The sequence below is a fragment of the Escherichia sp. E2661 genome (genome assembly GCF_004745185.1).
GTDB lineage: Bacteria > Pseudomonadota > Gammaproteobacteria > Enterobacterales > Enterobacteriaceae > Escherichia.
In genome coordinates, this window is sequence record NZ_PDIG01000025.1 from 64,702 (window position 1) to 77,969 (window position 13,268).

General features: G+C 52.7%; 8 protein-coding genes, 1 tRNA gene and 2 pseudogenes. 4 read left to right on the plus strand and 7 right to left on the minus strand.

What is annotated here, in order from left to right; genetic code table 11:
• Positions 1-32: 32 nt before the first annotated feature.
• The 3 genes and pseudogenes from CRI63_RS13060 to ebgR form a co-directional block, all read right to left on the minus strand.
• A pseudogene (locus CRI63_RS13060) lies at positions 33-483 on the minus strand (beta-galactosidase subunit beta).
• Positions 480-3,572, minus strand: a complete 3,093-nt coding sequence (gene ebgA, locus CRI63_RS13065; RefSeq protein WP_135519723.1) for a beta-galactosidase subunit alpha — start codon at positions 3,570-3,572, stop codon at positions 480-482. The pseudogene CRI63_RS13060 and the gene ebgA overlap by 4 nt, the downstream one beginning before the upstream one ends.
• A 183-nt stretch (positions 3,573-3,755) precedes the next feature.
• Positions 3,756-4,739 carry a transcriptional regulator EbgR gene (ebgR, locus tag CRI63_RS13070; RefSeq protein WP_135519725.1) on the minus strand — a complete coding sequence of 328 codons (984 nt, stop codon included), beginning with the start codon at positions 4,737-4,739 and terminating at the stop codon, positions 3,756-3,758.
• Positions 4,740-4,957: 218 nt separating this feature from the next.
• Here ebgR and CRI63_RS13075 point away from each other — a divergent pair, with 218 nt between their 5' ends.
• Positions 4,958-5,290, plus strand: a complete 333-nt coding sequence (locus CRI63_RS13075) for a tRNA-binding protein (RefSeq protein WP_000450588.1) — start codon at positions 4,958-4,960, stop codon at positions 5,288-5,290.
• A gap of 41 nt (positions 5,291-5,331) precedes the next feature.
• On the opposite strand, the gene ygjG is transcribed toward CRI63_RS13075, so the two are convergent.
• Positions 5,332-6,711: a putrescine aminotransferase gene (gene ygjG, locus CRI63_RS13080; RefSeq protein ID WP_001297164.1), complete on the minus strand. Its 1,380-nt coding sequence runs from the start codon at positions 6,709-6,711 to the stop codon at positions 5,332-5,334.
• Positions 6,712-7,128: 417 nt separating this feature from the next.
• On the opposite strand from ygjG, the gene aer reads away from it, so the two are divergent.
• Positions 7,129-8,649, plus strand: coding sequence for an aerotaxis sensor receptor Aer (gene aer, locus CRI63_RS13085; protein WP_135519727.1), 1,521 nt, complete (start codon positions 7,129-7,131; stop codon positions 8,647-8,649).
• 200 nt (positions 8,650-8,849) lie between these two features.
• Here aer and nfeR read toward each other — a convergent pair whose 3' ends face one another.
• Complete coding sequence (gene nfeR, locus CRI63_RS13090) at positions 8,850-9,473, minus strand: DNA-binding transcriptional regulator NfeR (RefSeq protein ID WP_000018003.1); 624 nt, start codon at positions 9,471-9,473, stop codon at positions 8,850-8,852.
• 276 nt (positions 9,474-9,749) lie between these two features.
• Here nfeR and nfeF point away from each other — a divergent pair, with 276 nt between their 5' ends.
• Positions 9,750-10,514 carry an NADPH-dependent ferric chelate reductase NfeF gene (nfeF, locus tag CRI63_RS13100; RefSeq protein ID WP_135519729.1) on the plus strand — a complete coding sequence of 255 codons (765 nt, stop codon included), beginning with the start codon at positions 9,750-9,752 and terminating at the stop codon, positions 10,512-10,514.
• A gap of 53 nt (positions 10,515-10,567) precedes the next feature.
• Here nfeF and CRI63_RS13105 read toward each other — a convergent pair.
• Positions 10,568-10,643 (minus strand) — tRNA-Ile (locus CRI63_RS13105).
• Positions 10,644-10,768: 125 nt separating this feature from the next.
• On the opposite strand from CRI63_RS13105, the gene mug reads away from it, so the two are divergent.
• Complete coding sequence (gene mug / locus CRI63_RS13110) at positions 10,769-11,275, plus strand: G/U mismatch-specific DNA glycosylase (RefSeq protein WP_130260138.1); 507 nt, start codon at positions 10,769-10,771, stop codon at positions 11,273-11,275.
• Between the two features lie 79 nt (positions 11,276-11,354).
• Here the strand turns inward: mug and rpoD are convergent.
• Positions 11,355-13,195 (minus strand): annotated as a pseudogene (gene rpoD, locus CRI63_RS13115) (RNA polymerase sigma factor RpoD).
• Positions 13,196-13,268: the final 73 nt, after the last annotated feature.

Genomic DNA, 13,268 nt, shown 5'->3' on the forward strand with positions numbered 1-13,268 from the left:
GTGGCGGCAAACTCCTTTTGCCGCCGTAGTTGTTATTTGTTATGGAAATAACCATCTTCGATGGTGACTTTGAGAACCACTTTTTTGACTGCGTTATTGCAGATAAACCGATACGCTTCATGGATATCGCAAATAACGATTTGCCCTTCGTGGACCTCTACGGTTTCTCCGCAGCCTTTTAAATATTCACGGTCAGTTTCATCACGATAATATTCCACCACCTGTAATGTCTCTTTCGGCGCATATTCAATTTTTTTGCTGCCCTTGCAGGTAGTAATGCACTTCAAAATAGCGTCGATGCCCGGTAAATAGCGCATCGGTCGCGGAGTCTGTCTCCACGCGGTAAGTCAATGAGTCACCGATGGAGTGGGCGACGCCAGGCTGAATGTTGTCGATATTTTCAATCGCTTCAACGCAGCGCTGCCACTTCTTGCCGGAGGCGTAAATCTGGCGGAACTGTTCTAAGTTATCGATGATCCTCATTGCTTATTCTCGCTGTGCAAATTCGTGGAAAAGAACCCTGCGCCGAACTCATACGACGCCAGGCTTTGCGCGGTAGCTTCTCCGCCAGAAACCGGCAGCAACGTAAAGCCGTAGCTGAAGTCACGGAACCAGACGCGCCAGGAGTCCAGCACCTCGCTGCCCCATGAGTTGGAGCCGAGGCCAAGCAGCTGGTGGTCGAGATTCAGGGTGATGTCATCACTGCGCTGCAGCTCGTTACAGTGCTGGGCAGCGTGGATGTTTTCCTGGGTATAGTGCCAGGCGCTGAAGTTAATTGGGCGCTGCGGAACCACCAGCAGACCGTTGCCGTGGCGGTTAGTCAGTGCCGTCCAGCGGACATGCTGACGGTTGCCGTTGTTCTGCGGGAAGGGATAGTTCTCGAACATGGCATCGACGGTGCTGCGCCAGATATCGATGATGTTAGCCTGCTGGCTGTCGGCGTAGTTTTCGCCCGGTCCACGACCGTAATACGCCACCTGATCGTATTCGCCGTTAATCCCCATGGTGAAACCGATGCACGGAATGATGTGCGGATAGTCGCCGTAACGCTCGCCGGAAATCGCCACGTTAACCTGGCCATCGGCAGCGATGCGCCAGATGTAGGTGCAGCGCATTCCGAAGTCAAACACCGGCGGGGCTATAACCGTGCGGCTGATGATCAACACCTCGCTATCGCTCTGTTCCACGGCAAAGTCGCGCAAATGTTCCTGCATGATCTGCAAATGATTCGGCTGCCACAGCCCTTCGTACTCCTGCTTGTGGTTGTCGATCATTGGCTTGAAGAAGTTAATCTTTGGCTCGCGAGTCAGCAGCGATTCGCCATTTACCTGCCAGGATATCGGTTTGCCACTCATTTTTGAGAAGGTGATCGCGAAGTTGTAGCCGCGAACGGTGCAGCTCAAACGATCGTCTCCCAGCGTCAGCGGACGCGCATTATTTGGTGCGAAAGGCACTGGCTGCGCGGTGTTTTCCTTCAGCGGGAACTGATAAGTGGCGATAGGGTGTCCGGCTTCGCTGTAGCGGGTGCGGGAATCTTTGGTCACCGTAATGTTGAGGAACGTTTCGCGGGCGTCCAGTTGCGGCAGCGTGATCTGCAAGGGGGCTTCGCTGTTCGGCGCAACGTCGCGCAGTTTAATCTGCTGTGTCGCGAGTGTTTCACCTTCGGCGCGCACCTCTGCGTGCAGGGTGTAGTCATCCAGCGTGGTAAACCACAGTTTATTTTCGACTTTCAACTCGCCGCGAGTCAGATCCAACGCGTGGATTTTTACCGGTGCGATAACCTGTTTGTACTCTTTCAGGCCTGGTCCCGGCGTCTGATCGGAATAGATCAAACCATCAAGACAGAAGTTATAGTTGTTGGGATAGTCGCCGTAGTCGCCGCCGAATTTATACCAGACATTGCCGTTGTCATCCTGCGCCTGGATCCCGTGGTCGCACCACTCCCAGACATAATGTCCCTGAATGCAATCGTGCTTATAGAAGACGTTCTGGTACTCCGTCAGCCCGCCCGGTCCGTTCCCCATTGCATGAGCATATTCACAGATGATGCGCGGCTTCGGATGCGGGTATTCACCAAACTCATTCATCAGCGGCACGCGGGTGTACATGGTGGAAATAATATCGACCACTTCAGCATCGCGATCTTCTTCGTAATGCACCAGTCGCGTGTCATCCAGCGCCTTCGCTGCGTGGTACATCGCGCGGATGTTACAGCCATAGCCGGATTCATTGCCCAGCGACCAGATGATGATCGACGGATGGTTTTTCTGCGCGTGAATATGGCGAACAATGCGCTCGACGTAGACTTTTTCCCACTGCGGATCGTCGGTAATGCGGCTGATATCGCCGACATTAGCAAAGCCGTGCGATTCGACGTCGGTTTCCGCCATCACAAACAGGCCGTAGATATCACACAGTTCGTAAAAACGAGGATCGTTGGGGTAGTGAGCGGTACGCACGGAATTGATGTTGTGCTGCTTCATCAACTGGAGATCTTTCTCGACGCGATCCATCCCAACGGCGCGGCCTTTGCGATGATCATTGTCGTGGCGGTTGACGCCATGCAGCATCACATAACGGTTATTGATCCAGAACAGACCGTCGCGCACTTTGATATCACGGAAGCCAACGCGTTGTGGCACCACTTCCAGAACGTTGCCGTCGGCGTTTTTCAGCGTCATGACCAGATGGTAAAGATAAGGGGATTCTGCCGACCATTGCTGCGGCTGTTCGACAGTAAAAGCAAAGCTGGCGCTGGTCAGCTTTTCAATTGCCAGATGCTCAATGGCGCTGCTGTGCACCACGCGTTCCCCATCAAACAGGGTATATTCCAGCGTCGTTACGACAGGGGAGGCGGCGAGATTTTCCAGCACCACTTCGCAGGAAAGCGTGGCATCGCAATAGGCTTCGTCAAAGTCGGTGCGCACGGTGAAATCGTTAATATGCGTTAGGTGTTTTCCGATCAGATAAACATCGCGGAAGATCCCCGCCGACCACCACATATCCTGGTCTTCCACGTAGGTAGAGTCCGCCCATTGCATCACGCGCACACACAACAGGTTGTCGCCGGTTTTAACCATCGCGCTGATGTCAAACTCTGCGGTCAGGCGACTGCCCTTGCTGAACCCCACATACTGACCGTTAACGTAGACTTCAAAATAGGTTTCGACGCCGTCAAATTTAATCAGCGTCTGTTTACCCTGCCAGCCGTCGCTGAGGGTGAAAATACGTTGATAGGCACCGGTTGGGTTATCGCTGGGGACAAACGGCACATCGATGGGGAACGGAAAACCTTCGTCGGTATATTGCAGTTTGCCGTGGCCTTCCATTTGCCACATGGCGGGGACGGTAATATGCCCCCAGTCAGCCATTAACTCAGAGGTGAAGGCTTCTGGTACTTGCAGCGGGTGGTCAAAAAAGTGGAAATTCCACTGACCGCTTAAGGGCAGAAACAGGCTGCTGGTTTCGCGGACAAAGGTACGCGCCTGCGCAACAGAGTCATATGAAAAAAAGTACGCACGCGGAGCAAGTCGGTTTTCGTGGGTGAGCTGAATGTTTTCCCAGCGATTCATAGGGCCTCCCGGTAGAGAGAAATCGGAACCATTCATGGTGATGGTAGTTTGTGTAATTGCTGGGGAGTTTAGTAAAATTTTTACTAAAAAGTAGCAGGTAAATGCATTTACTTTAACTGGATCACGAAAATAAACGGCAGCACTGTCCGGCAAAAACGATTGCCGGACAGTGTGTAAGGGGATTTAACGGGTCGTGCCGCGCAGTTTTAATTTGCTGGGAACGAAGACTAATAGCGGCAGCGCGCGACCATCGCGGGCTTTTTCATACACCAGGTTAACGCCCTGACTTCCCATCATCTCGGAATGGATGCGCACGGTGGAGAGCGGCGGAAAGGTAAATCGCGCGGTGGGGATATCGTTAACGCTGATAAGCGAAATATCCTGTGGGATGTTCAGGCCACGTTCATGAATTGCCCGCAGTACGCCGATAGCAATGGAATCGGAAGCAACAAACAGTGCCTTCGGATAGTCTTCCCGCGCCAGCATCTGTTTTGCCAGTTCATAGCCCGACGAACTGGAAAAACCGCCGCGCCAGATATCCTCTTCGCGTACCACTTGTTTCAGTCGGCCATATTCCGCAAAGGCGACCTCACGAATATCCGCCTTGCCAGGCATGTCTTCACCGCCAATAAAACCAATGCGATTAACGCCCTGATCGATATAGAAGTCGATGATTTCTTTACTGATGCGTGCCAGATCGATATCTACCGCATCGTAATTACTGCCGGGTTCGTGAAAGTCGATAAAACAGATATTGTCGGTCAACGCGCCGGCGGCGGCGCGCAGGGCTGGCGTGGGTTTGCCGACAATTAAAATACCGGTGACGTTTTTAATGTCCGGCAATCCGTTGTGTTCATAACAGTTGGTCAGTTCGATCGCCAGCTTTTCGCACTGGGTTTCAATGCCGTGGCGGATCGCCAGATAGTAAGGATCGTTGATCTCCAGCTCCTGTTGGTAGCTGTAGATAGCCAGAATATGGTGTTGGTTGACTGCGCCTGTCAGTAGTTTACGGGCGCTACTGGTCTTGTACTCCAGCTTTTCGGCGATCTCGAGAATGCGATGTTTCGTCTCTTCTTTCACATTCAATGTCGGATCGTCATTTAAGACCCTGGATACTGTCGCCAGGGATACGCCAGCTTCGATTGCGATGTCTTTTAGTGTTGCCATGTTTACCTTTTTTACTTTCCCTGATGTGCGCTTCCATTGTAGAGGAAGTGCTTATCGGGTCACCTGTTTTCAGTAAATAAAGCGCGTTTCTTTGACGCTGTAACGGTAACACAGCGGCTTACAAATGTGATCACGCCTGCATTCTCCATTTTTAGCCTACAGGATTGAGAAAAACTTTTGCTATAGTTTAGTAAAATTTTACTCGAAGGGAGGAAGCAATGGAAACCGTGGCTTACGCTGATTTTGCACGTCTGGAAATGCGCGTCGGAAAGATTGTGGAAGTGAAACGCCATGAAAACGCCGACAAGCTGTACATCGTACAGGTTGATGTGGGGGAAAAAACGCTGCAAACCGTGACCAGCCTGGTGCCGTACTACAGCGAAGAAGAGCTGATGGGAAAAACAGTGGTGGTCTTATGCAATCTGCAAAAAGCGAAAATGCGCGGTGAAACGTCGGAATGCATGCTGTTGTGTGCGGAGACCGATGACGGCAGTGAAAGCGTGCTGTTAACGCCGGAGCGGATGATGCCTGCGGGCGTACGTATTGTATAAAAAGATCGGATGGCGACGTCGTATCGTCATCCGATTTGATATTACGCTTCTTCGACACTGACTCGCATGGCCGCCAGCGCCTTACGCGCCGCTTTGATCACCAGTTCACACTGTTCAATGGTCAGTGTCAGTGGCGGTTCAATGCGGATCGTTTTGGCGTTATTGAGCGTTCCGGCCACCAGTACGCGCTGGCGGAACATCTCGCTGGCAAAGTTATAGCCGATTTCGTTATCAACAAACTCAATCGCCATCAACATCCCTTTACCACGCGCTTCCTGTACCAGATCGGGATATTCCCGCGCCAGTTGACGGAAACCGTCCAGCAACATATCGCCTTTTTGTTCAGCCTGAGCCGGTAAGTTCTGCTCCAGCAACACATTGATGGTCGCCAGTGCCGCCGCACAGGCCAGCGGGTTGCCGCCAAAGGTGGTGGTATGCAGGAACGGGTTGTCGAACAGGACTGAGAACACCTCTTCAGTAGCGATGGTTGCGCCAATCGGCATCACGCCGCCGCCGAGGGCTTTTGCCAGACACAGAATGTCCGGCTGAACGTTCTCATGCTCGCAGGCGAACATCTTGCCCGTGCGCCCCATGCCCGTTTGTACTTCATCGAGGATCATCAGTGCGCCGAACTCATCGCACAGCTTACGCACGGCGGTGAGATAGCCCGGCGGCGGCAGAATTACACCACCTTCGCCCTGAATCGGCTCAAGGATCACCGCAGCCACATCATCACCGGTTTTTTTGCACTCGTTAAGAGCCGTGCGCATGGCTTCGATATTGCCAAACGGGACATGACGGAAGCCCGGCAGTAACGGCATAAACGGTTTGCGGAAGGTCGATTTCGCCGTGGCCGACAGCGCGCCAAGTGATTTACCGTGGAACGCGCCGCTGGTGGCAATAAAAGTAAACTTGCCGCGCGGCGACTGATAAGCCTTCGCCAGCTTCAGCGCTGCTTCAACGGACTCGGTGCCGCTATTACAGAAGAAGCTGTATTTCAGTTTACCGGGCGTTAGTGCAGCAAGGGTTTTCGCCAGCATCGCCCGTAACGGATCGAGCAGCTCCTGGCTGTGCAGCGGTTGTTTCGCAAGTTGATTCTGTACGGCGGAAACCACAACTGGATTACGGTGCCCCACGTTGAAAATTCCAAAACCTCCCAGGCAGTCGATAAACTCCTGTCCCTGGGTGTCGACAAGCGTATTTAAACCTCCCGCTTGCCACTCTACGGCTCCGTAATCCCCGCCGGCGGTAACAGATTTGCGATACTCTAAAAACCCCGGATTGACATGCTCTTTGAAGTATTCAATCACCTCCCGGTTAAGTGCTTTCATCTCCTCATGGTCCAGCGTTCGCTTTTCAATGAGATTCAGGGCGTGGGCGCTGCACGCTAAAGCCGATGCGCTCGAAGGTAACCTGTTCAAAATATGCTCCGGAGGCTCGCGTATCACATGATACCGATTTAAGTATTGCAGGGATTGCGCCACTCCGGCTGCGATCGCGAAAATCGGGATAAACACAAATTACATTATCATTTGCGTAACATTTAATTCCAAATGTTAACCGTTGCTGTTATTTTGCCCGATTTTATCGGGGAGGAATTTTGCGATCGCTGTGCAAATGCATTCTTTCAGGGCAATAAATGTCTGATTTTTGGGCAAGATAATTAACGTTCTCGGATAATAACAGAATGAAAGTATTTTAAATCAAGGGATTAGAGTTTGTGCTTTAATCGCAAATTGCGATCTAAATCAAATTAAAGTGCTAAAGATAACCGCGCCGGGGCCGACATAACTTCCGACAAGAAGTTAACAACCATATAACCTGCACAGGACGCGATTATGTCTTCTCATCCGTATGTCACCCAGCAAAATACCCCGCTGGCTGACGATACTACCCTGATGTCCACTACCGATCTGCAAAGCTATATCACCCACGCCAATGATTCTTTCGTGCAAGTGAGCGGCTATACCTTGCAGGAGTTACAGGGCCAGCCGCACAACATGGTGCGTCACCCGGATATGCCAAAAGCGGCGTTTGCGGATATGTGGTACACCCTGAAAAAAGGGGAACCCTGGAGCGGCATCGTGAAAAATCGCCGCAAAAATGGCGACCATTATTGGATACGGGCGAATGCGGTACCGATGGTGCGCGAGGGCAAAATCAGTGGCTATATGTCGATTCGCTCCCGGGCGACGGATGAAGAAATCGCGGCGGTGGAGCCGCTGTATAAGGCGCTGAACGCTGGACGTACCAATAAACGTATTCATAAAGGCCTGGTGGTGCGTAAAGGCTGGCTGGGTAAACTGCCTTCATTACCGCTTCGCTGGCGAGTGCGTGGAGTGATGACACTGATGTTTATCGTGCTGGCGGCCATGCTCTGGTTTGTCGCTGCCCCGGTGGTGACGTATTTCCTCTGTGCGTTAGTGATGTTGTTGGGAACTACCTGTTTTGAATGGCAAATTGTACGCCCGATAGAAAATGTCGCCAGCCAGGCACTGAAAGTGGCGACCGGAGAACGTAATAGTGTTGAGCATTTGAATCGCAGCGATGAGCTGGGGCTGACATTACGCGCGGTAGGGCAGCTTGGCCTGATGTGTCGCTGGTTGATTAATGATGTCTCAAGCCAGGTTTCCAGCGTCAGAAACGGGAGTGAGGTGCTGGCAAAAGGCACCGATGAACTGAACGAGCATACTCAGCAGACGGTAGATAATGTCCAGCAAACTGTAGCGACCATGAACCAGATGGCGGCGTCGGTGAAACAGAACTCAGCCACAGCGTCGGCTGCCGATAAACTTTCTATCACCGCCAGTAATGCGGCTGTGCAGGGCGGGGAAGCGATGACCACGGTGATCAAGACGATGGACGATATCGCCGACAGTACCCAGCGCATTGGCACCATTACTTCGCTGATTAACGATATTGCGTTTCAGACCAATATTCTCGCCCTGAATGCGGCGGTGGAAGCGGCGCGTGCCGGCGAACAGGGCAAAGGTTTTGCAGTGGTGGCAGGGGAAGTGCGTCATTTAGCCAGCCGCAGCGCCAATGCTGCCAACGATATTCGCAAGCTGATCGATGCCAGTGCTGATAAGGTGCAATCCGGTTCGCAGCAGGTACACGCCGCCGGACGGACGATGGATGATATTGTGGCGCAGGTAAAAAACGTCACGCAGTTGATCGCCCAGATTAGCCATTCAACGCTGGAACAGGCCGATGGGCTTTCCAGCCTGACCCGTGCGGTGGATGAGCTTAACCTGATCACGCAGAAAAACGCTGAGTTGGTGGAAGAGAGTGCGCAAGTGTCGGCGATGGTAAAACACCGCGCCAGCCGACTGGAAGACGCGGTGACGGTGCTGCATTAATCGGTATGTCGCATCCGGCGGTTGGAGCACACGATGCCTGATGCGATGCTGGCGCATCTTATCAGGCCTACGGGGCGCGTAGGCTGGATAAGGCGTTCACGCCGCAGAGCACAATGCCTGATGCGATACTGGCGCATCTTATCAGGCCTACGGGGTGTGTAGGCGGATAAGGCGTTCACGCCGCATCCGGCAATCGGTGATTAATCCAGTTGCGTAATATCAAACGCGGCGCGGTCGATCACCGCAATGATCTTTTTTATCTGCGCGTCGCTGATGTCGCTCTGATTGACGCGTAAATCCAGCACCGCTTTAAAATTATCCAGCGCTCGCTTCATTTGCGGGTTCTGGCGCAGCGCCGCACCAACGCAACGCGCTTTGATGCGTTCTTCAATCATCTCCACCTGTTCGCGGTTTTCTTCCAGCCACTGCGCGCCTTGTTCGGTCAACGCAATCTGCTTTTTGCCGCCTTCCTCTTCGCGGATGGTAATTAGCGACTGCTCCTGCAGAAAATCCAGCGTCGGGTAGATGACGCCCGGGCTTGGGGTGTAATTCCCCTGGGTCAGATTCTCAATCGCTTTAATCAACTCGTAGCCGTGGCTGTCATCGCGCGAGAGAATATCCAGAATCACCAGACGCAATTCACCGTGACCAAAGAAACGTTGCCGACGACCGCCGCCGCGACCGTGGCGCCCCCCGCAGCATTGACCGTGTTCATGTTGGTGACCGTGTCCGCAGTGCTCGTGTTCTGACTTCTCACCTTTGCAGCAGCCTTCATGGCGTGGCTGGCCTTCATGTTTACAACACCCTTCGTGATGATGGCTCATATCAGCCTCCTTTTGCTTAATTAGATATATCTAATTTATATCTGATGTGAGAGTTCTTGCAAGTGTAAAAATGATTTTTAAACGCAGATGTACTCAACATCCAGGCCGGATAAGGCGTTCACGCCGCATCCGGCAGCCTTGCTATGGCGCTGAATGCCTTCACATACTTCAGATATATCAGTTCTACAAATCGCTTGCATTTATCATGATTAACAATCATTATCATTTGCGAAATTTATTTAGATATATCTGATTACCATCACGAAGGCGATAACAATGAATAACTCCCCCCGCTACCCGCAGCGCGTTCGCAATGATCTGCGCTTCCGTGAACTGACTGTGTTACGTGTTGAGCGCATCAGCGCTGGTTTTCAGCGCATTGTCCTCGGCGGCGAGGCGCTGGACGGCTTTACGTCGCGTGGCTTTGACGATCACAGCAAACTCTTCTTTCCCCAACCTGACGCTCACTTTCTGCCGCCAACGGTAACGGAAGAGGGCATCGTCTGGCCGGAAGGACCACGCCCACCGTCGCGTGACTATACGCCGCTGTATGACGAACTACGCCATGAACTGGCGATCGATTTCTTTATTCACGACGGTGGGGTCGCCAGCGGCTGGGCGATGCAGGCGCAACCGGGCGATAAACTCACGGTGGCAGGTCCGCGCGGTTCGCTGGTGGTGCCAGAGGATTACGCGTATCAGCTGTATGTTTGCGATGAGTCCGGGATGCCCGCACTGCGCCGCCGCCTGGAAACGTTGAGCAAACTTGCCGTTAAACCGCAAGTTACCGCGCTGGTCAGCGTGCGGGATAACGCCTGTCAGGATTATCTCGCGCACCTTGATGGTTTTAATATCGAATGGTTGGCGCATGATGAGCAGGCGGTAGATGCGCGTCTGGCGCAGATGCAAATCCCTGCCGATGATTACTTCATCTGGATAACCGGCGAAGGGAAGGTGGTGAAGAATTTAAGCCGTCGCTTTGAAGCGGAACAGTATGACCCTCAACAGGTACGTGCAGCGGCTTACTGGCACGCGAAGTAACTGATATATGAAAAGAAAAAGGCTGACGATTTCTCGTCAGCCTTTACTGTATCTGGTGGCCCCTGCTGGACTTGAACCAGCGACCAAGCGATTATGAGTCGCCTGCTCTAACCACTGAGCTAAGGGGCCATGGTAGCGGATTATAAAGTAACTCCGTGTCGCAATCCAGCCATTACCGCGCGCCTGCTGTTTTTATAAACAATGTGTTTTCAATTCGTTATACTTTCCCCAGGTTGTGTTGTTCAGGGGTTAATATGGTTGAAGATATTATTGCACCAGGGTTGCGCGTGGTGTTTTGCGGCATCAATCCGGGGCTTTCATCTGCGGATACTGGCTTTCCTTTTGCTCATCCGGCGAACCGTTTCTGGAAGGTGATTTATCAGGCCGGGTTTACTGACAGACAGTTGAAGCCGCAGGAGGCGCAGCATTTGCTGGATTATCGTTGTGGAGTGACCAAACTGGTTGACCGTCCAACGGTGCAAGCCAATGAAGTTTCAAAGCAGGAGCTGCACGCAGGCGGGCGTAAGCTGATTGAAAAAATTGAAGATTATCAGCCTCAGGCGTTGGCGATTTTGGGTAAACAGGCCTATGAGCAGGGATTCAGCCAGCGCGGCGCACAGTGGGGGAAACAAACGCTCACTATTGGTTCGACGCAGATCTGGGTACTGCCAAATCCCAGCGGTTTAAGTCGAGTTTCTCTGGAAAAGCTGGTGGAGGCGTATCGGGAACTGGATCAGGCACTGGTGGTGCGTGGGCGATAAAAAAACGCCACCGAAAAGGTGGCGTTTGTGCAAAGGGACAAGTGCCGGATGTGGCGTAAACGCCTTATCCGGCTACCGATTAATCGTCCAGGAAGCTACGCAGCACTTCAGAACGGCTCGGGTGACGCAGTTTGCGCAGCGCCTTCGCTTCGATCTGACGGATACGTTCGCGGGTAACGTCGAACTGTTTACCCACTTCTTCCAGCGTGTGGTCGGTGTTCATATCGATACCGAAACGCATACGCAGAACTTTCGCTTCACGCGCGGTCAGGCCAGCCAGCACGTCGTGCGTTGCCGCACGCAGGCTTTCGGTGGTCGCAGAATCCAGCGGCAGCTCGAGGGTAGTATCCTCGATGAAATCCCCCAGATGCGAATCTTCATCATCACCGATCGGCGTTTCCATGGAGATTGGCTCTTTGGCGATCTTCAGCACTTTGCGGATCTTGTCTTCCGGCATCAGCATACGTTCAGCCAGTTCTTCCGGCGTCGGTTCACGGCCCATCTCTTGCAGCATCTGGCGAGAAATACGGTTGAGCTTGTTGATAGTCTCAATCATATGCACCGGAATACGGATGGTGCGCGCCTGATCCGCGATAGAACGGGTGATCGCCTGACGGATCCACCAGGTTGCGTAGGTGGAGAATTTGTAGCCACGACGGTATTCGAACTTATCAACCGCTTTCATCAGACCGATGTTGCCTTCCTGAATCAGGTCAAGGAACTGCAAGCCACGGTTGGTGTATTTCTTGGCGATAGAAATAACCAGACGTAAGTTCGCTTCAACCATCTCTTTCTTCGCACGGCGGGCTTTCGCTTCACCGATGGACATGCGACGGTTGATATCTTTAACCTGCTCAATGGTCAGGCCGGTTTCTTCTTCAATCTGTTGCAGTTTCTGCAGGGCGCGATGCACTTCTTCAGAGACATCGTGCAGTTTTCCGACCACGGCTTGTTCATCGCAATTGCCGCATTGAACCAGGTATCGCTGGTTTCATTGCCGGTAAACAGGGTGATGAAGTTTTTCTTCGGCATTTTGCACTGCTCAACGCAGAGCTTCATGATCAGACGTTCTTGCGTACGAACGCGGTCCATCATGACGCGCATGCTGTTGACCAGGTAGTCAAACTGCTTCGGCACCAGGCGGAACTGTTTGAACACTTCAGACAGTTTCAGGATCTCTTCCTGAGCGGCTGCATGGCTACGGCCTTTCGCTTTGATGGTGTCACGCGTTACAACGTACTGAGCGCGCAGTTCCGCAAATTTTTCGCGAGCCAGTTCCGGGTCGATGCTGTTGTCATCGTCGGCGGTATCGTCGTCAGCATCTTCTTCGTCTTCATCTTCGTCATCGTCCAGATCTTCCTGGGAAAGCTCAGAGCCGACGTGAGTGGCGGTTGGTGCCAGATCTTCTTCTGCGTTCGGGTCAACAAAGCCGGTGATCAGATCGGACAGACGCGCTTCTTCTGCTTCCACACGATCGTACTGTTCCAGCAGATAGGTGATCGCTTCCGGGTATTCAGCAACGGAGCATTGAACCTGGTTGATCCCGTCTTCAATACGTTTAGCGATGTCAATTTCGCCTTCGCGGGTCAACAGTTCAACGGTGCCCATTTCACGCATGTACATGCGTACCGGGTCAGTCGTGCGCCCGATTTCAGATTCCACGCTGGAAAGCACCTGCGCGGCGGCTTCGGCAGCATCTTCGTCCGCGGTGTTTTCAGCCAGCATCAGATCATCGGCATCCGGTGCTTCTTCCATCACCTGAATGCCCATGTCGTTGATCATTTGGATGATGTCTTCGATCTGATCTGAATCGACGATATCTTCCGGCAGATGGTCATTGACCTCGGCATAGGTCAGATAGCCTTGCTCCTTACCACGGGTGACAAGAAGTTTCAGCTGTGACTGCGGGTTTTGCTCCATAAGACGGTATCCACACTTATTTCATGAGGTTGGTGTTGGGCGATTGACCCGATGTCCTTCAGGTGTTAACGCT